This is a genomic window from Longimicrobiales bacterium, assembly GCA_029245345.1.
In the GTDB taxonomy this organism is placed as follows: domain Bacteria; phylum Gemmatimonadota; class Gemmatimonadetes; order Longimicrobiales; family Gaopeijiaceae; genus CALFPJ01.
In genome coordinates this window covers 564128-586123 of record JAQWPM010000021.1, presented here as the reverse complement: position 1 = coordinate 586123, position 21996 = coordinate 564128, and the positions used below count along the sequence as shown (strand labels likewise).

Sequence of the window (21996 nt, the reverse complement as noted above, 5' to 3'; positions counted from 1 at the left end):
AGGGCGCGCGGGCCGGGAACCTCACCGGCCCGCGCCGCCTTTGACCTGCGCAACGACGACCGTGAACGTTGCGGCGATTGACCCGTGCCGGCTTTCGCACGCAAGCATTCGGATATTCAGGCGCGTGTCATGGACGTCTTCGAGGCACGCCAGCTGTCGGATCGAATCTCCAAGGAACTCGATATCGATGTCCTTGCGAATGGGCCTAGGAAGCCGAGGTTTCGTCCGGTGAGGTTCGCAGAGCCAGAACCGTTCCAGTCGGTGAGTCCAAGGAGGCTCGTTCTTGTCCCAATCGCCTAGTGCATCGTCGGACCCTGTCGTCAGTCGTCCGCCCCGTGTTGGCCCGCTGAAGGGCAATGGATTACTCCTCGGCCTCGTCCTCGCGAGCGTCGCCCTCAGCGGCTGCGTGGAACCCGGTCCGCAGTTCATCGGCCTCGTGACGGAGGACGCCGACCGCATCTGGGTCGGACCCGACTACTACGCGAATCGGCTGCAGGACTGGCGTGCTCGCGACGGACGCATCGAGAGCATCGAAGGCAGCCGTGCCAAGCCGATGCGGACCCTGCACTTGCTCACTTACGCGCTCAGCGACGACGACGGCGCATTCCGAATGAGTGTGGGTATGGGTGCGGTCGAACCAGGGGCGAGGCATGAGGACACCTGGTCCGGCTTCCTGATCGGGGTCGGTGGCGGTGATGTGGACTTCCGAATCAGCGCGCTGAGCCACCACTGGCCATCCACAGACGGTGGCTTGATCGTCGCCGTGGACGGTACGGGACAGATCGTCGTGCGTGACAACTCGGAGAATCACGGCTACACGGGGCCCAACCCGAACATCCCGCTTGAGCACTGGCCGCTGATCCAGGCGGATCAGACCGAGGTCTCCGGGGAAGTGGGGAACGACATGTTCCTGGCCGTCCAGGCCGAGCCCGACGGTGACACGTATTCGATGATCGTGACGCTGTTGGACGGCGTCACTGGCAATGAGCGTGCTCGGGCTTGGTACTCCGGCATCGACCCAGAGCACATGACCGGAAATGTGGCGCTGGTGTCGCACCGGAGTCCCGCCGCTGCCGACGGCGCCGCGGCGGAAGACGCGCCGGGCTACTGGTTCGCATCATGGACGTTGGATGGTGCGAAAGTCCGCAGACACAAAGACCGCGCTTTCGGCCCCGTCATGGGCGCGATGTACACGTTGTCGCGTGGCACCATGAAGATGACCGCCCAGCTCGGACCTCTCGGGCCGACGGACGCCCCGGAGGCTCATCTCGAGCTACAGCGCGACGGAGGCTGGCAGCGCGTGGCATCCGCTGAGATCCAACCTTTGAGTGCTACGGCGCATTTCCGCCTCGAGGGCTGGGACGCTCCCGAGGATGTCCCGTACCGAGTGGCTTACAGTTTCCCGATCGGGCTTCGCGAGCCGACGCCGCACTACTTCGAGGGCACCATTCGCCAGATCCCGGACGACACTGAAGAGTTCGTGCTGGCTGGCCTCAATTGCCACCACATCTCGGGCGCGGACGGACAGTGGAATGGAAGCCACTTCTGGTATCCCAATAACGAGACCGTAGCGGGCGTGGCACACCATGACCCGGATATGATCTTCTTCGCAGGCGACCAGATCTATGAGGGCGGGCTCGAAGGTGTCGTCCGCGATACGACCGACATCGCCTCCGTGGACTACCTGGGGCACTGGTTCCGCTTCGTGTGGTCGTTCCGTGATCTGACTCGTGACAGGCCCACGGTCACGATCCCTGATGACCATGACGCCTACCACGGCAACATTTGGGGCAACGGGGGCGTGAGGGAGCCGGGCGACTACACGGTTCAGGACGCAGGCGGGTATCGGATGTCACCCGATTGGGTGAACGCGATGCATCGGACGCAGGTCTCTCACCTGCCGGATCCGGCGCCGGCAGACCCGATGGCGTTGGGCATCACCACGTATCACACACGCATTGAATACGGCGGCATGAGCTTCGCGGTGCTCGCAGACCGGATGTGGAAGTCACCTCCGTCCGTGGTCGTTCGCGGAGGAGACGTCGTGAACGGCTGGCCGCGGCGGCCCGGCTTCAACGCGGCGACCCAATCCGACTCACCGGATGCGGTGCTGCTCGGGGAAGGGCAGGAGCGGTTCCTGGAGGAGTGGGCGAACGACTGGACTGACGGCGCCTGGATGAAGGTCGTTTTGTCTCAGACGCCTTTCGCGGACGTTGCGACAATCCCTGAGGACGCCACCAGTGGGGCGGTGTTGCCGGGCTCGTACATCGTGGAGCCAGGTGAATACCTAGAAGGCGAAAAGCTTGCCGAAGACATGGACTCGAACGGCTGGCCGAAGTCGGGCCGGGACCGTGGAGTCCGTGCATTACGGAAGGGCTTTGCGTTTCATGTAGTAGGCGATCAACATCTTGGGCACTTCATTCGATATGGAGTGGATGCCTGGAACGATGCCGGACATGTCTTCACCGTCCCATCCATCGCCAATCTCTGGCCGCGGAGGTGGTTTCCGCCCACACCAGGCAGGAATCCCGTGCCTTCGTCTCCCCGCAACACCGGGGAGTATCTCGACGGCTTCGGAAACCGCATGACCGTGCTGGCCGTGGCGAACCCAACCCAGGTTGATTTCGAGCCCCACGAGTTGTATCAGCGAGCGCCGGGGTACGGGATCATGCGCTTCGACAGAAGCACGCGTGAGATCGAGGTCGAGGCATGGCCGCGCTGGGTCGACCCGTCGGCTGCGGATGCTGCTCAGTATCCCGGCTGGCCGGTCACTGTAACGCAGGCGGAGCAGTACGACCGTGAGGCTGTCGCGTACCTGCCAGAGGTGGTGGTGACCGGAATGGTGGACCCGGTGGTGCAGGTCGTTGAGGAGCGCACGGGCGAAGTAGCTTATACCCTGCGCATCCAGGGCGACCGTTATCGGCCGCGCGTGTTCACGGCGGGTGGTGCCTACACGATTGTTGTCGGTGAGCCGGGTACGGACCGGCTTCAGACGTTGACCGGCGTCCGCCCGACTGCTGATGAGAGCGCGGTACTCGACGTGGTGTTCGAGTGAGCTTTGTCCCCACGATCAGGCTGACGCTGGTCGTCCGCACGGCGCTGATGGCTCTGGCCGTCTCGGCGTGCGGGGATGGTTCCGGTCCTGGGAGCGCTGAGGAGTCCCCACCGAACATTGTCCTGATCTATATCGACGATCTCGGCTGGAACGACTTAGGCGTGCAGGGCAGCACGTATTACGAAACGCCCAACGTCGATCGATTGGCCGCCGAAGGCATGCGCTTCACCAACGCGTACGCGAATGCACCGAACTGCGCACCGAGTCGTGCTGCGCTGATGTCCGGGCAATATGCGCCCAGGACTGGTGTCTACACCGTAGCGTCCGCGGCCCGTGGCGACGCTGCCAACCGGAGGCTTGTTCCAGTACAAAATCGACTGGACCTCGACCTCGGGGTGGCGACGCTCGCCGAGTCCCTACAGGAAGCTGGGTATACGACGGGTCATGCGGGGAAGTGGCATCTGGGTGGGGACGGTTCGCTCCCCACGGATCATGGCTTTGACTGGAGTGTGGCCGGGAACGCTGCGGGCTCTCCGCCGGGATACTTCTACCCATACGAGCGTAACGGACGGCAAATTCCGGGGCTGGAAGAGGGGGAGGAAGGGGAGTACCTGACGGACCGGCTCACCGATGAAGTGATCGGCTTCATGGAGGAGAACCGCGAAGAGACGTTCTTCCTTTATCTGTCCCACTACGCGGTGCATACGCCCATTCAAGGCAGGCCCGATCTCGTTGCTGAGTATGCGGATAGGCCGGCTTCCGGCGGGCAGGGGAACGCCGAGTACGGTGCGATGGTCACCGCAATGGACGAGAGCTTAGGCCTCGTAATGGCAGCCCTCGACTCACTTGGTTTGGCCGAGAACACGCTCGTCATTTTCTACGCTGACAACGGCGGCTACGGCCCGGTTACTTCGATGGCGCCGCTTCGGGGATCAAAGGGCATGTTGTACGAAGGTGGCATCCGAGAGCCATTGATTGCGCGATGGCCCGGGCAGATCGAGGCCGGCTCGGTTCAGGACGTCCCCGTCATCGGGACGGACTTCTATCCGACGCTGGTAAGCGTCGCCGGGGGCGAGTTGCCTGCCGGCCAGGTGATGGACGGGCAGAGTTTTCTCCCGGTGTTGCGTGGGGACGCCATGGAGGCCCGAGACGTGTTCTGGCATTTTCCGGCCTACCTAGAAGCCTACAGGGGGATGGCGGGGCACTGGCGGACGACGCCCGCGAGCGCCATCCGGCGAGGGGACCACAAGCTGATCCACTTCTTTGAGGGCGACGTGTGGGAGTTGTATGACCTCGCGGCGGATGTCAGCGAGAGCAACGACCTGTCTGCGGAGATGCCTGAGCTGACAGCGGAGCTAAGGGGAGCCCTCGAAGCGTGGTGGGCGGAGACCGACGCGTTCATTCCGGCACCGGTGATGCCCGACAGTGTCTTCGGGATTCCCCTCGTCGACCTCGACGCCGAGACGGATCGCCAGGTGGTCGTGGACCGTGTGCCCGGGCAGTACTTGGGACACCCCACGACGCAGCTGATGGAAGACGGTCAGACGATCCTCACTGTGTACCCCGAGGGACATGGCCGGGGATCCATCGTGTATAAGAAGAGCCCGGACGGTGGACAGAGCTGGAGTGACCGGCTGCCTGTTCCCGGCAGTTGGGCGACGTCGCTCGAAGTGCCGACCATGTTCCGCGTGGCCAAGCCGGAGGGTGGACATCGCTTGGTGATGTTCTCTGGACTGTATCCCATCCGAAGAGCGATCTCGGAAGACGAAGGAGCAACGTGGTCTGAGCTCGAACCGATCGGAGACTTCGGCGGAATCGTCGCCATGTCGTCGCTGCACACGCAGAAGAATGGTGACCTGCTGGCGTTCTTTCACGACGATGGACGCTTCCTTCGGAACGAAGGTGCAGCCACGGATTTCCATGTGTTTGCCTCGCGTTCATCCGATGGGGGCCTGACGTGGTCCGAGCCGTGGGTCGTAGCCGAGCATCCCGATGCCGATTTGTGCGAGCCTGGCTTGGTCGTATCACCGGATGGAAGCCGGATCGCACTCCTGCTTCGTGAGAACTCGCGGCAGCACGAGTCGTTCGTGGTCTTCTCTGACGACGACGGGGAGACGTGGACCGAACCGCGAGAGCTCCCTCTCACGCTGACGGGGGACCGGCACGTAGCCCGTTATGCCCCAGACGGACGCTTGGTCGTCACCTTCCGCGACATGGCTGCGGACAGCCCGAGCAAGGGTGATTGGGTCATGTGGGTGGGTGATTGGGACGCTATCGAGACTGGAGGCTCCGGGCAGTACCGTGTACGTGTGAAAGACAACAAGAACGCTTGGGACTCCACGTATGCCGGGGTTGAAGTCCTGCCCGACGGGACCTTCGTAGGGACGACATACGGGCACTGGGACGACTTTGTGGACCCCTACATCCTGAGCGTGCGCTTTACGATGGCGGAACTGGACGAGCGGATTCGGAGTCGGTAACTCTGGTCCAGAGTTCTCCTCAAAGCGGATGATGTGAATGGTCACGCTCACACTGAATGGCCGAGTCGTCGAAGTCGACGCCCCTGATGACATGCCGCTGCTCTGGGTGCTGCGCGATACGCTTCGCCTCACCGGGACCAAGTTCGGATGCGGGCTCGGGCAGTGCGGGGCGTGCACGGTGCACGTGAACGGGCAGGCCATGAAGACGTGTCAGCTGCCGGTGAGAGACGTGGCCGGGGCTGAGATCAAGACCATCGAAGGCCTGTCGCCCGACGGCTCTGATCCGGTGCAGTTGGCTTGGGTGATGGAGCAGGTCCCACAGTGTGGATACTGCCAGTCTGGCCAAATCATGGCTGCGGCTGCGCTGCTCGATTCGGATGAGAAGCCAACCGACGAGGCCATCGACGTGGCGATGTCCGACAACATCTGCCGCTGCGGGACCTACAATGCCATCCGGCGGGCGATTCATCGCGCCGCGGATATGCGTGCAGGGATCACCTCCACGGATGGTGCAGGTGCGTCCGGAGGTGACCGATGAGCGAGAACGGACAGAAGCCGATGATGACGCGCCGGACCTTCGTGAAGGTGGCGGGTTTGGCTGGGACGGGATTGGCTTTAGGGATTGGCTACAAGGTCATGTCGGGCCCAGGCGTTCCGTATACGGACGCGGCGTTCGCTCCCAATCCGTTCCTAAGGATCGAAACAGACGGGTCGATCACGGTCATGGTCGGCAAGGCGGAGATGGGGCAGGGTGTCGCCACATCGCTTCCCATGCTGGTCGCCGAAGAACTCGAAGTCCCATTCGAACGTGTAGCGTTCGCTTTTGCGCCTGCTCACCCGGCATACGGTGCTGCGCTGGGCATGCAGGTCACGGGCGGTAGCACGAGCATCGTCGAGATGTGGGAGGTCCTGCGAGAGGCCGGAGCGACCGCGCGCGAGATGCTGCGCGAAGCTGCGGCTCAGGAGTGGGACGTCCCGGCAGCAGACGTCGTGATGCGTGATGCGATGGCGCATCACCCCGATGGTTCTACGCTCGCTTACGCTGACTTAGCGGTCGCGGCCGCCTCAGTTGCCGTTCCGGCGAATGTGCCGCTCAAGGACCCGTCCGAGTTTCGGATCATTGGCCTCCCACAGCCGCGTCTTGATGTGCCTCAGAAGACGACCGGCCAGGCGATCTTCGGCGTGGACGCCGGTCCGGCCGACGCGCGGGTCGCGATGGTGGCTCGCTGTCCGGTGTTCGGGGGTGCTGTTCGTTCGTTCGATGCGACCGCTGCACTGGCGATGCCGGGCGTGCAAGAAGTCCTTGAGATCAGCAGCGGCGTCGCCGTGTTGGCCGACGGCTATTGGCCCGCGTTAAAGGGTCGAGATGCGCTCGTCGTCGAATGGGACGAGGGCGAGGCCGCGGGGCTGAACGACGCTGAGATCAGCCGTCGGCTCGCGGCAGGGATCGATGAAGGTGGAGGTGTCGCAGCCGAGCATGGTGCCGTGGAGGCTGCCACGGGCGGTGAGGCGATCACGGCGGAGTATGAACTGCCGTATCTCGCGCACGCGACCATGGAGCCCATGAATTGTACGGCGCTCGTCGAGGACGGTCGCTGCACCGTATGGGCGGCGACTCAGTTCCAGAACGGACCGGCCATGCTGGGTGGGGGTGGGGCGAGGCAGGTGGCGGCAGCGGCCGCGGGTGTGAGCGCTGACGACACCGTCGTTCATTCGACCTTCCTGGGAGGCGGCTTCGGACGAAGAGCTGAGAAAGACTTTGTACAAGAGGCTGCGGAAATCGCCGGGCGCGTGGAAGGTGCCGTCAGGGTGATGTGGTCCAGGGAAGACGACATGCAGCACGACTTCTATCGGCCTGCATCGCTCCATCGACTCTCTGCTACCCTCGACGATGCGGGTAACCCGGCGGTGTGGCGCCACGACATGGCCTCCCAGTCGATTCTCAATCGCCTCTTGCCTGAGTGGATGCCGGGCTTCGTGCGCAACCGGACGGTCATGAAGAACGGCGTGGATCCCACGTCGGCCGAAGGCGCCTCCAATCAGCCCTATCGTGTGCCGAACTTCCGCATGACCGCGGCCACGGTGGAGCTCCCCGTGCCGGTGGGATTCTGGCGCTCCGTTGGGCACACTCACTCTGCGTTCGTAGTGGAGTCGTTCATTGATGAGCTGGCCCACGCGGCGGGCCAGGACCCCTATGAGTACCGCCGAGACTTGTTGGCCGAACACCCGCGGCATCTCGCGGTTCTCAACACGGTCGCCGAAGCAGCCGATTGGGGAAGTGAGGTTCCGCAGGGTCGGGCCCGCGGCATCGCCGTGGCCGAGTCGTTCGGCTCTTACGTTGCCGAGGTCGCCGAAGTCTCTCTTGGGGAGGACGGACGCCCACGGGTGCACAAAGTCTGGTGCGCGGTCGACTGCGGTGTGGTTGTGAACCCGGCGATCGTCCGGGCGCAGATGGAGAGCGGGATCATCTTCGGTCTGACGGCGGCGCTCTACGGCAAGATCACGATAGAGGATGGTCGAGCGGTGCAGAGCAACTTCCACGACTACGAGATGGTACGCATGAGTGAGGCGCCCGAGATGCACGTTGTGCTCGCGCCGAGTGGGGATGGTCCGGGTGGCGTGGGCGAGCCTGGTGTGCCGCCGATTGCTCCTGCGGTGACGAATGCGCTGTTCGCGCTGACAGGCCAGCGCGTGAGGACGCTTCCGATCGCGTTGGGCTGATGCGTGGGCACCGAGTGTGCTAGATGGGGCTAACGAATACCCTTGAGCACCACACTCCACATGTAGTTGGCTGCGGGAACGCGATATGGCGGGTGCACGCGGGCACCCCAGCTGGTGTCTCCGCCGACGCCCATTTGAGCCATATCCAGGTCGAGCACGATGTTCGGCTGCGGTGCGAGGTCGGTTGGATGCCGGAACGTCTTGGCGTTTCCTTCATCGAGATCGGCGTCTGCGTAGCGTAGCGCTGAGAAGCTGAGGGGTGCGCGAATGCCATCGTCCTCGGAGGCTTCGATGAGGAGCCCTGTGCCGTTCGCTTTCCGTAGCACGAGCCAGCGGACGTCCGTGCGATTACCCGTCTCCTGCGGACGGATGTACGGAAAGAACATGTCGTCCACGTCCATCGTGTAGCGACCGACTGCGGCGCCTGTTTGTCGGTCGGCGTAGCTCTCATGGGGGCCTCGTCCGAACCACTCTGCGTTTTCTAGGTCGGCCGGGACATCGAGCGTAAACCCGAGCTTTGCCATCTCGGGGAGCCCGATTTGCCCGAGCTCGATCTCACCCGTGATCTCGATCTCACCATTGCCGAAGATGTGGTAGCGGGTGGTGTGGAGGGAGCTGACCGAGGGCAGAGACCGGGTGACAATGACCTCGACGTCGCGGTCCGAGTTCTGCCACCACTGCACGCGCTCCACAGGCTGGTTCTGTGAAGCGTCGCGCCACACGGCGAGCTCCGTCGGCATCTCCCACCCGTAGTCGTTGTCGGTGGGGGGGCGCCAGAAATTTGGCCGCGGCCCACCAGTAAGGACGTCCGTCCCCGCGAATGTGTATCGCTCGATCTCACCGCTCTCGAGATCAAAGACGAATTCGAAGTCTTCGGCTTCGCCCCGGAGCAGCAGCCGGTCTCCGTCCACCACTCGCGTGATCTTGGCGGACTTTGCGAGGTCTTCGCTCGGGGGCGCGGACTCGACGTTCATGCGCCAACTGTCCCAAGCGACGGTGTGGCCTGCAGGGAGCAGTCCCTCCGCACGCCGGGTCTTCCAGTCGATACGGAAGTGGTACTCGCTGTCCGGCTCTGGCTTCACCGGTACGACCGACTCGCTAAGCGATGAGCGCGGGAGGTCGCCCATCAGCAGGTGCACGCCTCCGGGGGGAAGGTCGAGGTCCTCGATACGCCCGCGAGCGACAACGGCCGGTTCGCTTCCGGGCCCGCCGTAAGCAGTAACGCGCCAATCACCTACGAGGCCGTCCAGGTTACGGAAGTCATGTCGATTCCGGATGGCGATGATGCCTTCCTCAGCGTCCGCCAGCGTGGTCTCGATGGGTTGGTAGACCTTCCTGACTTCCCACGCGTGCGGATTCAGCTGACGGTTCGGGCTGACGAGTCCGTTCACGGAGAAGTTGCCCGCACCGTCCGCGCCACCGAAGTCGTCGCCGTAACCCCAGTAGAGTTCGCCGCCCTCTGCGGCGAGCGAGAGACCCTGGTCGACCCAGTCCCAGATGAAGCCCCCTTGCAGTTGGTCGTTGTCCCGGATGCTGGTCCAATAATCCGCCAGGTTGCCGACCGAATTCCCCATCGCATGGGCGTATTCGGACAGGACAAGCGGCCGGTCGCGCTGGGAGGAAGCGTAGTTGTCGAGCGTGTGGACACGCGCGTACATCGGAAAGAAGACGTCGGTGTGCTCGCGAAGATCTGCCATCTCATACACGGCGGGCCGGCTCGGGTCGCGCTCCTTTGTCCATGCGTACATGGTTTCGAAATTTGAGCCGTCTCCTGCTTCGTTCCCAAGCGACCACATGATGACGGACGCGTGGTTCTTGTCGCGCTCCACCATACGCTGGAGCCGATCCATGTGCGCTCCGAGCCACTCCTGCTTTCCTGCGAGTGTTGTGTCCGGATGGAAACTGGTGCCATTGGATTCCACGAAGGCTTCGTCGACGACATAGATGCCGTGTTTGTCCGTGAGTTCGTACCAACGCGGGTCGTTCGGATAGTGACTCGTCCGAACGGCGTTGATATTGAGCTCCTTCATCAGCCGGATGTCTTCCAGCATCAACGCTTCGGACACGACACGGCCGGTGCGCGGGCTGTGTTCGTGTCGGTTCACGCCTCGTAGCGTGGTCGCGGTCCCGTTCACTTTCAGAAGCCCATCGTGGATTTCGACGGTGCGAAACCCGACCCGGTGGCGAACGAATTGAGTCGGAGCACCCTGCGTCTGTACTTCGACAACGAGTGTGTAGAGCGACGGTGTCTCGGCCGTCCACGGGAGAGCGTTAGGCAGCGTCGCGGACCAGGTCACGGTGGTGCCCTGCGTGGGCACGTTCACCGTCTCGGCATGGCTGTGAACAATGGTCCCGTCTGGGGCTCGTAATTGGGCCAGGACACCAGAACGATTGGCACCCCCAGTGTTTTCGAGGTCGACGGTGATATCGAGTTCGCCCGCCGAGAGGTCCTCCGAGAGGCCGGCTCGAGCGAAGACATCAGCTACATGCACCGGAGCGAGCGCCCGGAGCGTCACATCCCGATCGATGCCGCTCATGCGCAGGAAGTCCACGTCCTCCAGATAGCTGCCGTCACTCCACCGCCACACCCGCGCCGCGATCAGATTGCGGCCCGGCTGTAGGTAGTCGGTGATGTCGAACTCAGTAGGGACCTTCGAGCCTTCGGAGTATCCGACATCCTCGCCGTTGACCCACAGTTGCATCGCAGATCCGATGCTCCCGAAGTGAAGGACGACACTCATTCTGGCCCAGTCGGCAGGCAGGTCGAAGGAACGGCGGTAGGAACCGGTCGGGTTCTGTGTGTGATCAATGAGTGGGGATGGGCCGGCGGGAATGCCGGAGTCTGCGTACCGGACCCGCCCGTAGCCGTTCATCTCCCAGTTGCCGGGGACTGGGATCTCGTCCCAATCGGTGTCGTCGAAGGCCGTTGAGTGGAAGTTGTCTGGGGCCGTCGTGGCGTCGGACACCCAGTGAAACCGCCAAGGACCGTTTAGTGATCGGACGAACGGGTTGGCGTCGGTCGCGGACACGCCCCATGCGGTTAGCGCATGCTCGGCGGTCGGGTGGGGCAGAGACGTGGCGCGCGGCGCCGCCCGCCGGATTTGGAAGGCGCCAGGGTCCGACAGGGCCGCGTGCTGAGCGATGGCCCGCTCGGGTACGCTGAGCACCACGACTGCTGCTGCGACGGCGAGCAGGACTGATTGAGGATGTTGAGTGCAGGGGCGAGATCGCGCCAAGGGGTTGGTCCGGGGCGTGGGATGACAGTACGGAGAGAATCTGTCTTCACGGGACGATTCGCCAGGACTCCAGGGGGAAAGGCCTTGGTCGCAGTGGCCTCCGGCCCGTCGCCCGGATGCCGGGCAGATCTTTCCGTAGCTTTGCTCCATTGCGTCGATCCCTCATTGTTGTATCCTTGTTCAGCTAAATAGTTAGACAATTATTGCACAAACATAGATATTCATGATCAAGTCTGCGCTCATTCTCGCTATAGCTGTCCAGTTGCAGGCGGCCCCGGACAGTTCGCCGTCGGTAGCTGGGGCATCCGCGTCGACGCCCGTAGTGGCCGCTACCTTCGACGGCTCAGCGAGCCAGTTAGACATCCCCGCGCCGCGCGTGATGGATCCTGACATCCAAATCGATGGCCGGCTGGATGACTTGGCTTGGGCGGAGGCCGCAGTGCTTACCGGTTTCACGCAGTTCGACCCGATCGAGGGTGCCCCGGCTTCCGAGAACACGGTGGTTCGCGTGATCGTCTCAAAGGACGCTGTCTACTTCTCGGTTCGAGCGGATGACTCCGAGGGCGGCGTTCGCGCCACGCTGACCGCGCGCGACGACTACGGCCGCTCGGACGACTACGTGCGTTTCATCCTGGACACATTCAACGACGACCGTCGCGCCTATGTGTTCATGGTGAATCCCTACGGTGTTCAGGCTGACGGACTCTGGATCGAGGGTCGCGGTGGCCGCGGGGGACCCATCGACTGGAGCCCCGACTTCCTGTGGGAGTCCGCGGGCCAGATGGACGACAACGGCTACTCCGCGGAGATCCGAGTCCCCTTCAAGTCGATGCGCTTCCCCGAGTCCGAGGTGCAGGACTGGGGGCTCCAAGTGCAGCGTGCCATTCGCCGTACAGGGTACGAGCAGTCGTGGGCGCCGATAACCGGCAACCAGGCCAACGGGCTCGCCCAGTCGGGGTCGATTCTCGCGCTCGAAGGCATCGACCCAGGGATGTTCTTGGAGATCAACCCGACGATGGTCGGTTCGAGCTCGGGCCGCTTCGACACCAACCTCGGTCAGTTCCAACGTGGCTCCTCCAACAGCGAGTTCGGGCTGAACCTCGCCTATGGGCTTACGTCGAACCTGACACTGGATGGCACGATCAATCCCGACTTCAGTCAGATCGAAGCGGATGCAGGGCAGATCGTGGTGAATGAGCGCTTCGCGCTCTTCCTGCGAGAGCAGCGCCCCTTCTTTCTGGAAGGTGCGGATATCTTCTCGATGCCGAAGCAGTTGGTCTACACGCGTTCGATTGTAAATCCAGTGGGCGCAGTGAAAGTCTCGGGCAAGGTCGGGGCGTTCAACGTGGCCTACCTCGGCGCAGTCGATGAGGTGAACGCCGGGACGTCGAACCCCATGGTGAACCTGCTGCGGGTCAAACGGGACATGGGACAGAGCTCGACCATCGGCGCGGTCTATACGGACCGGACCGAGAGGGGCATCGACTTCAACCGCGTGTTCGGAGCGGATGCACGGCTCGTCCTCGGTGGCCGCTACACGGTCAATCTTCTGGCTGCGGGTAGCGCGGACGGAGCGAGTGGGGCCGCTACAGATTGGGGCTCGATGGTCACCGCGAGTGTGAGCCGTGCGAGTCGCAAAGTCTCCATGAGCGCATCGTTCGAGGATGTCGACAAAGACTTCCGAGCCGGCAGTGGGTTCATTCGCCGCACAGGCATCACGCAGCTCCAGGCGCGCACGGGATACACGTATCGTGGTAAGCGCGGCGCGTTCGTCGAGAGCCTGAGCTCCTCGGTGGAATTACAGGGCTACTGGGACCGTGAGGACTTCTGGGCGGGTCGTGCCACTCAAGAGAATCAGATGACGGCCACCTTGAGTGGGTCGCTCCGCGGTAACATCGGTGGCTTCCTGAATTATCGGCGCACCAACTTCGACTTCGCGCCGTCGTACTACGATGGATTCTTCAGCGGCCCTTCCGAGTCAGCCCTCGTACCGGTCTCCTCAGACCAGTCGCGTTACTCGGGCCTTCAGTCCTTCAGCGTGCGCTCCTGGGTCAGCACGTGGGAGCGGGTGCGTCCCTCCTTCGGCGGTTCGTGGGGGGAGACACCGATCTTCTCGAGCGGGGTCCCGGTGGGCCTCGGTACGAGTTGGAGTGGTGACGCGTCGCTGACACTCGCTCCGAACGGCTCCATGCAGGCCGTGCTCGGCATGCGACATGTGAAGATCTTCCGTCAGCGTGACGGCTCCGAGTACTCCTCGGCGACCATCCCGCGGCTCCAGCTTAGGTATCAGATGACGCGATCGATGTTCATTCGCGGCATTGGTGAGTACTCGAGCCAGGAGCGCGGCGACGTGCTCGACCCAGTGACAGGCGCTCCGGTGTACCGATGTTCCTCCGCGGATTCGTGTTCGCTCCGGCAGGGTTCGGACTCGCACGATTTCCGCGTGGAGACGCTGCTGGCCTACGAGCCGTCTCCCGGGACGGTGTTCTTCCTGGGATACACGCGGCAGTGGGCAGACACGTCGGGCTTCCGCTTCGAGGACGCGCGCACGGAGGCCGATGGGGTCTTCGTGAAGCTGAGTTACCGCTTCCGGATGTAGGCACATGTCAGTCATGGTTTAAATCCGAAATGTCCCCGAGGCGCTCCATCGGGAGTTGGTCCGCCGTGCTGAGGCGCGCGGCTTGACGCTGACCGCCTACATCCAGTCTGTACTCGAACGTAACGTGGCCCGAACGTCCCGAGAGGAGGTGTTGCGGCGTGTCGGTGCCGAGTTGCTCCGGATGGACAGAGGGCCGCTGCCAGGAGATGAGTAGCGCCGTAGTCGTGGATGCGTCGGCGGTCGTAGGGTACCTGCAGTCTGCCCAGGCGCGGACCGGGCTGGACTCGATCTTCGACGACAGGAATCGCCTCCTCTTCCTTCCGCTGCTGGGCCGCATCTTCGAGTTGCGCCACAATGTCTCGCCCTACGATGCCGCGTACGTCGCGCTAGCGGACGCGGAGACGCGAGTCGCCTGATCGGTCGGCTGTGCGCGCCTACCGCCCCATGTTGAACAGTCGGCTGTACTTGATCACGAGCTGCCGCTGCTTGGGTCCCGCCAGAATCCCGGTACGCTCGAACATTCCGTGGTGGTTCGTGTCGTTCCACACGATGAAGAGCCCGGTGCCCGCTGTATCCAGCCAACCCAAGCGGATGTTTGTACCCACGTCTTCCGTGTCGTCGTTGTACTGGACGTTGGCCTGCAGGTAGATGCGCGGAGTAAACGAGTAGGAAGCGTTCATGCCCACGACGGCGGTCTTGAAGCTGCCTTCATCCAGACGCACGTCGAAGTAGTTGAGCCGCAGCGTGGCGGCGATCTTGTCCCCGTATCGGTACGCGATGTTCGCGTTTGGTGTGAACCGAGTCCCGGTGTAGAAACTACCCACGGTCCAACCACCGGAGATCGACAACGGTGCTCCGCGGTTCGTGTTGTAGCGGAAGGACCACTCGGCGTTGTTGTACGACCCGGCGGGGATGACGATTCCGTCTCGGATCTCAAAGGGCTCTTCGAGACCTTCACCCGTGAGATTGAATCCTGGAAACTGGAAGAACGCCCCGTTCTCGAACGCGAAGTGCGAGTCGAAGTGAACGAGGTAGTTCTCGCTGAACCCGCCCAGCGTGAAGAATTGGTTGTACGAGATGTGCGGCCTGAACTCGCGGAACCAAGGTGTGCCTTCGGTACGGATGTGACGCATGACGCGAGCGGTCACTTGCCGATACCCGCGCCGGTTCACGAACCCGACCTCAGGGTTGAAGTCCTCGCCGATCTGGCGGTAACCCGTCGTGATCTGCCAGTCGCGGGTGATGTACGTCCCGGTACCCTCGAAGCCATATTCGCCGTTGTTGAAGCCGGCGCGCGTATCGGCCTCGCCAGCCTCCAGCGGGGTGGTCGTGAGCCCGGCCCAGCCATCCAGGGTGAGTGCCTCGCCAATGCCGAGTCGGCCATCGACGCCATAAGTCATGTTGTAGTCGTCGGTATCGCTGGTGTTGAGCCTCGACACCAGGATGGCCCCGAGCTGTGTGCGGTTGCCCATCTCTTTGTAGGCCCGCACCACGCCGAAGTTGTTCGACGGCGCCAATTGTTCCTCGAGCCCTGTGTCTTCGTCTACTTCGAAGACGTCACCCGTCTGGATGTTGAGCAGCCCGATTTGGAAATCGCCGACCTTTCCGGAAAGACGGGCACCGGCCTGGATCGGTACCTCCTGTCCGCCGGAGAGCCCGATGCGTCGACTGAAGAACAGTTCAGCATTCTGGCTGGTCCCGACCGCAAAAGTGCCGGCGTTCTCTAGGAAGAAGGCACGCTTCTCCGGGAAGAACAGGCTGAAACGTGTCAGATTCACCTGCTGGTCATCGACTTCGACCTGAGCGAAGTCCGTGTTGACCGTGAGGTCTAGGGTCATGCTCTGGTTCAGCCCGATCTTGGCGTCACCGCCGACCTGCCGACCGTAGTCGACCTGGGGACTGCCGACCTGGTAGTCCTTGAATCCGTCAGCTAGAACATACGGGCTGACCGTGAACGTGCGGCGCGCGGGTGCATCGACGGAGACCGTGCCCGCCATCGAAATCCGGTAGAGATCGTATTGCCGCGGGATGGGGGCCCACATGGCCTCCTCACTGTTCCGGCGGATCTTCCGTTCGAAGTTCACACCCCAGTCCTGCGTCCCGTTCGATCCGTACCGGAGGGTGGAGAAGGGGATGCGCATCTCGGCATACCATCCCTCGCCGTCGGTGGACGTCGCGACTTCCCAGCTTCCGTCCCAATTCAGATTGAAGCCACCGGTCGATCCGCGCTGCTGGCGGCCGCCGCCGGGGCCACCTGCCTGACCTTCACCCGCGACCTGACCGTCGTACTCGATGCCCGCGGGGCTCGTACCGAACACGAAGCCATTCTGCCGATCCAGGTATGTGTCGAATACCACCACGAAGGCGTCCGACTCGTTCAGCGATGCATCGCGTAGAGTCTGCCCAAATACGATGCCCGAAGCCTCCGTGTCATAGAGCCACGCGGCGATGTAGATGGCTTCGCCGTCTTGGGCCATGCGGACTTCGGTGCGCTGGGAGACGGGCTGCCCTTCACTCGGCTCGCTCTGCACGAACCCTGTGAGCGCGATAAGGCCACGCCATGTTGCGTCGTCGAGGCGACCGTCGATGACGGGAGCTGACGAGATCTGAGCGGCGGTGGTGGTGGGAACCTGCTGTGCCGCGATGGCGACAGGCAGGGCGAACGCGAATGCTGTAAGAAACGTCGAACGAGGGCGCATGAGCCTCGGGATAGGTAACGAGTCCAATGGGCGCCTCGGGGAAGGCCGAGGCCGAGATCCAACAAGATATCGACAACCGGACGCCTCTGTGTGTTGGCGTGGTGTCGGGCCGGGTGGCGACGCGGTGGAAGAGCACAACCATGTGTGGAGGGGGAGTCCCTACGCGATCTCTTGGATCGAGAGAAGCAGCTCCCGGTCCCTATTCTGGCTGCGGACTTCCCTTGCAGCCGCGAAGCCTGGGCGGCATCCTGAGCGAGCTTTTCATCGCTCATGCCACAGGTGTCCCATGCGTTTCGTCTCGAGAGGTCTTCTGGCGCTCGTCGCGCTTGTCTCGTTCTCCGCGTCAGCCCCGGCGGCTGCTCAGTCCGTCTCTCAAGCCCTTTCGGCCATTCCGCTCCGTGAAGTCGGCCCAGCCGCGGTCGGCGGCCGTATCGCGGACATCGCGGTCAACCCGCTCGACAAGTCGACCTGGTACGTCGCGGTCGGTTCTGGTGGGCTGTGGAAGACGACGAACGCCGGTACCACGTGGGCACCGGTTTTCGACGAGCAGAAGTCGTTCTCCATTGGGACCGTGGCTCTCGACCCAAGCAACCCGGACGTGGTCTGGGTCGGCACGGGTGAAAACGTCAGCGGCAGGCACGTTGGCTGGGGCTCAGGCATCTATGTGAGCCGCGACGCCGGGAAGACGTGGGAACACAAAGGACTCGAGCGCTCCGAGCACATCGGGAAGATCCTCATGCACAGGGACTACCCGGGCTCTCTGATCGTGGCAGCCGAAGGGCCGCTTTGGTCCGCGGGTGGGCAGCGCGGCCTCTTCCGCACGAGCGACGGCGGCGACACCTGGGAGCAGATCCTCGAGATCGATGAACACACGGGTGTGACCGACGTCGAAATCGATCCAAGCGATCCGAAGACGCTTTACGCCGCGGCCTTCCAGCGTCGCCGGCACGTGTGGGGCTACATGGGCGGCGGCTCAGGCTCCGGCATCTACAAGTCTACGGATGGTGGCGATTCTTGGCGTGAAATCACGACCGGCCTGCCGTCGGGTGACATCGGCAAGATCGGTATTGCCGTAACCCCTGCGAACGCTGAGCTCGTCTATGCGACGATCGAAGCCGCGGATGGTCAGCAGGGCTTCTATCGATCGACCGACAAAGGTGAGAGCTGGGAGCGCCGCAACGGATACATCTCCGGCGGAACCGGCCCGCACTACTACCAGGAGATCGAAGCGTCACCGACCGAAGAAGACATCGTGATCCAGATGGACGTCTTCTATCAGATCACGACGGACGGCGGTGCGTCGTTTGACAACCTGGGCACGGGTCGTGAGAAGCACTCGGACAACCATGCATTGTGGATCGATCCAGACAACACGCTCCACATGCTCTCGGGCACGGACGCGGGGCTGTACGAAACGTTCGATCGCGGCACGACGTGGCGGCATTTCCCGAACATGCCCATTTCGCAGTTTTATAAGGTCGCCGTGTCGAACCGAGAGCCCTTCTACGACATCCTGGGAGGGGCGCAGGACCTCGGTACGTTGTGGGGCCCGGCCCGTACCCTGAACACGGAAGGCGTCCGGAACTCCGATTGGCTCATCCCCATGGGCGCAGACGGATACGGCGTTCAGATCGATCCGAGCGATCCGGACATCATGTACCTCATGACGCAGCAGGGGAATCTGTTCCGGACCGATGCCAAGTCATGGGAGTCGCTGCAGATCCAGCCGCAGCCGGCGCCAGGCGATGCGCCTGAACGATGGAACTGGGACTCGCCGATTCTGATCAGCCCGCACGACTCGGATCGCCTCTACTTCGCATCGCAGCGCTTGTGGCGCAGTGAAGATCGTGGCGACAACTGGAACGCCATCAGTGAGGATCTGACCACCAACACCAATCGATACGAACTTCCCTATATGGGCCGCGTGTGGGAGCTCGATGCGCTGCACGACAACGGAGCCATGTCCAAGTATTCGACGGTGACATCGATCACCGAGAGCTCGGTCCAGGAAGACCTGCTCTACACAGGGTCGGATGATGGCCTCATCCATTTCACCTCCGATGCGGGACAAACATGGACGCGCGCCGGGGTGTTCCCAGGTGTGCCCGAGCGGGCGTTTATCAACGACGTCGAGGCGAGCCAGCACGACGCGAACACCGTCTTCGCTGCGGCCGACGCGCATAAGATCGGCAACTACACGCCGTACCTCTTTCGCTCGGACGACAACGGGCAGAACTGGACGAACATCACGGGCGACCTGCCGGATGAGACGATCGTGTGGGCCGTGCAGCAGGATCACGTAGATCCGAATCTGCTCGTGATCGCAGCGGAGTGGGGCATCTACTTCAGCCCGAACGGTGGGACCAACTGGCACAAGCTGGCTGGCTCCCCGACGATCGCGTTCCGCGACGTGAAACTGCACCGCCGCGACAACGACATCATTGGTGCGACGTTCGGGCGTGGCTTCTACATCCTAGACGACTACTCGCCGCTCCGTGAGATCGCTTCGGGCGCACTCGATGGCCTGGGTGGAGTAGCTCCGGTGCGTGACGCATGGTGGTATGTGCCGCATCCGACGAACCAGGCCGTCGGCCGGCCGACGTTGGGCAGCAGTGCTTACGCCGCGCCGAACCCGGACTTCGGGGCGTTGCTCACGTACCTGGTTCCGGAGATGCCGGAGACCGCCCAGGACGCGCGAGAAGGCCGCGAGGCCGAGGTCAGAGAGCAGGGTGGAGACGCGCAGTTCCCCGGGTACGAAGCTCTCTTCGATGAGTTGACCGAGAGCGGCCCTCAGGCGCTCATCCGGATCGACGACGTGTCAGGGACCCCGATCCGCTGGATTGAAGGATCCCCCCGGGCTGGTCTTCACCGTGTGGCGTGGGATCTGCGTCGTGCGGCACCGAACCCCATGAATCTCTCCACCCCGGGGTTCCGGCCGCCGTGGGTGAGTGACCCACAGGGTCCGCTCGCACCTCCAGGAGAGTATTCGGCTCAGTTGGTGGTCGTGAGCTCGGCCGGCGCCGAGGAGATTGGACAGGCGCAGAGCTTCGAGGTGAAGCCGGTCGCGAGTGCACCGGGCGTCGATTTCATCGCGGTCGCCGAGTTTCAGTACGACGTGAGTGAACTCCAGCGGCGCGTTGGCGTCGCCGGGGCCGAGATGGGCAGGCAGCGCGACCGGCTCCCCTTCATGCGTGCCGCGCTTCTACGGACCCCACGGGCGGATCCAGCGCTCTTCAACGAGATGGACGCGGTTGAGCGGGCCTTCAACGAGATCTCGGTCCGGCTTCAGGGAGACCGCGTGCGTGGCTCGCTAAACGAGTCGACGTCACCGGCTATTTCGAGCCGGGTTGGCAACGTGGTGGGCGGACACTGGTCCACGCGTCAGAATCCGACGGGGACGCAGAGGCGTAACATCGAGATCGCGCAGCAGGGTCTGGGTGCTGTGGAGGCTGATCTGGCTGGATTGATCGGTGGGCGGTTGATGCAGCTGGAAGAGGCGCTCGCGGCCGCGGGTGCCCCGTGGACGCCCGGAAGACGGATTGGGGGAAGGCCGTGATCGTGCAGCTGAGACGGGCCCTCGCCGCCGTTGCGGTAGCCCTAGCGACCACCGGCGCGGATTCCGCGGCCCAGACGACCCACGCAGAGCTCGTCGACTTCTACGACGCGTGGCGCGCGTTCGAGATGCCGGCGTTCGAAGGCGGCGTGCCGGACTACACGCAACGCGCCATGGATCGGCAGCACGCCGAGCTCGAGGACTGGATGGACCGGCTGTACGCCATGAATGTGGACGGCTGGCCCATCGCGCAGCAGATCGATTGGCACCTGATTCGTGCCGAGATGAACGGACTGGACTTCGATCATCGTGTAAGGCGACCCTGGGCCAGAGATCCGGCGTTCTACGCGACGGTGTTCATGGCCGAAAGCGACGTGCCGGCGCATGAGGGAATGTCCGTGCACGGATTCGTCGACACCTGGAAGTACGACTATCCGTTGTCGGCTGCAGACGCGGCAGAAATCACCGAGAAGATCGGTGCGATTCCTGGGTTGCTCGAGCAGGCCAGGGGCAACCTGGATGACTCCAACGCTCGCGACCTGTGGCTCGCGGGTGATCGTTCGTTCGGCGGGCAGGCACGCGACCTCGAGGCGTACGGTCGGCAGGTCGCCGGAACGAGCCGCGAGTTGGATGCCTCGATCTCGGCCGCCGCGGACGCGTCTGAATCGTTCAGGACGTGGCTGGAGGCAGAAGCTCCGTCAAAGACCGGGCCATCCGGAGTAGGAGAGGAGAACTACACCTGGTACATGCAGAACGTCCATCTCGTCCCCTACACGTGGTCGGACCAGGTCATGATCATGCGCAGGGAGTTGGCGCGCTCACATTCGTCCATGCGACTCGAAGAGAATCGGAATCGGCATCTTCCGGAGCTCCCACGTATCGACAACGCGAAGGACTACGACGACCTGCTCAACATGTCCGTGACGCGGTATATGAAATTTCTGCGTGACGAAGAGGTTGAGACGCTTGAGCCGTGGATGGACGCAGCGCTTCGAGCCGTGAACGGTTCCTTCTCCGCTGCGGAGCCGGGCGAGGTGCGCAATTTCTTCCTCGAGGTGATCTACCGCAGCCCCGATGCATTCCGTCCGCATATGCACCACTGGATCGAGCTGGCTCGTATGCGTGAGGATCCGCACTCGAGCCCGATCCGTGCGACCCCTCTGCTCTACAACATCTTCGACGCCCGCTCAGAGGGACTCGCGACCGGCGTAGAAGAGATGTTCATGCACCTTGGCCTTCTAGAAGGCCAACCGCGGGCGCGTGAGCTGACCTGGGTCATGCTCGCTCAGCGGTCAGCTCGGGCGCTGAGCGGCTTGAGGCTTCACGGCGGTGTGTACGATATGGAGGATGCGGTGGCGAACGCGATGAAGTGGACGCCGCGCGGGTGGCTCACAGAAGGTGAGCTGGTCCGCTTCGAGCAGCATCTGTACCTACGACAGCCGGGGTACGGAACGAGCTATGTGAGCGGAAAGGTCCAGATCGAGGAGCTGCTGGCGGAGTACGCCATGGCCGAGGGCGACGGCTTCACGGTGAAGCGGTTCTTCGACGCGTATTATGCCGAAGGTGTGATCCCGACGGTCCTCGCTCGCTGGGCGATGACAGGTGAAAAGGACCCGATCCTGGATCTGGGGAGACGCTAAGACGCTGCTGGCT

General features: G+C 63.2%; 10 protein-coding genes. 8 read left to right on the top strand and 2 right to left on the bottom strand.

Features of this window, described 5'->3' with window-relative positions; genetic code table 11:
• The first annotated feature begins 283 nt into the window (after positions 1-283).
• Genes P8L30_13635 through P8L30_13620 form a run of 4 tightly spaced genes read left to right on the top strand, consistent with a single transcriptional unit; the run spans position 284 to position 8256 of the window.
• The gene (locus tag P8L30_13635; protein MDG2241239.1) at positions 284-3055 is read left to right on the top strand and encodes an alkaline phosphatase D family protein; all 2772 of its coding nucleotides are present in this window, start codon (positions 284-286) and stop codon (positions 3053-3055) included.
• Entirely contained in the window at positions 3052-5535 is a 2484-nt protein-coding gene (locus tag P8L30_13630; protein ID MDG2241238.1) for a sulfatase-like hydrolase/transferase, read from the top strand. The genes P8L30_13635 and P8L30_13630 overlap by 4 nt, the downstream gene beginning before the upstream one ends.
• 37 nt (positions 5536-5572) lie before the next feature.
• Complete coding sequence (locus P8L30_13625; GenBank protein ID MDG2241237.1) at positions 5573-6073, top strand: (2Fe-2S)-binding protein; 501 nt, start codon at positions 5573-5575, stop codon at positions 6071-6073.
• Positions 6070-8256 carry a molybdopterin-dependent oxidoreductase gene (locus P8L30_13620; GenBank protein MDG2241236.1) on the top strand — a complete coding sequence of 729 codons (2187 nt, stop codon included), beginning with the start codon at positions 6070-6072 and terminating at the stop codon, positions 8254-8256. The genes P8L30_13625 and P8L30_13620 overlap by 4 nt, the downstream gene beginning before the upstream one ends.
• Before the next feature lie 29 nt (positions 8257-8285).
• On the opposite strand, the gene P8L30_13615 is transcribed toward P8L30_13620, so the two are convergent.
• Positions 8286-11492, bottom strand: a complete 3207-nt coding sequence (locus P8L30_13615) for a glycoside hydrolase family 2 TIM barrel-domain containing protein (GenBank protein ID MDG2241235.1) — start codon at positions 11490-11492, stop codon at positions 8286-8288.
• Between the two features lie 223 nt (positions 11493-11715).
• On the opposite strand from P8L30_13615, the gene P8L30_13610 reads away from it, so the two are divergent.
• Complete coding sequence (locus P8L30_13610) at positions 11716-14091, top strand: DUF5916 domain-containing protein (protein MDG2241234.1); 2376 nt, start codon at positions 11716-11718, stop codon at positions 14089-14091.
• A gap of 206 nt (positions 14092-14297) precedes the next feature.
• Positions 14298-14507 (top strand): hypothetical protein, encoded by a 210-nt coding sequence (locus P8L30_13605; GenBank protein MDG2241233.1) that lies wholly within the window; start codon positions 14298-14300, stop codon positions 14505-14507.
• An 18-nt stretch (positions 14508-14525) separates the two neighbouring features.
• Here the strand turns inward: P8L30_13605 and P8L30_13600 are convergent, their stop codons facing one another.
• Positions 14526-16790 carry a DUF5916 domain-containing protein gene (locus P8L30_13600; GenBank protein ID MDG2241232.1) on the bottom strand — a complete coding sequence of 755 codons (2265 nt, stop codon included), beginning with the start codon at positions 16788-16790 and terminating at the stop codon, positions 14526-14528.
• Positions 16791-17076: 286 nt separating this feature from the next.
• On the opposite strand from P8L30_13600, the gene P8L30_13595 reads away from it, so the two are divergent.
• A complete protein-coding gene (locus P8L30_13595) occupies positions 17077-20346 on the top strand; it encodes a hypothetical protein (protein ID MDG2241231.1) in 3270 nt (1089 codons plus the stop codon).
• Positions 20310-21983 carry a DUF885 family protein gene (locus P8L30_13590; protein ID MDG2241230.1) on the top strand — a complete coding sequence of 558 codons (1674 nt, stop codon included), beginning with the start codon at positions 20310-20312 and terminating at the stop codon, positions 21981-21983. Before P8L30_13595 ends, P8L30_13590 begins: the two co-directional genes overlap by 37 nt.
• Positions 21984-21996: the final 13 nt, after the last annotated feature.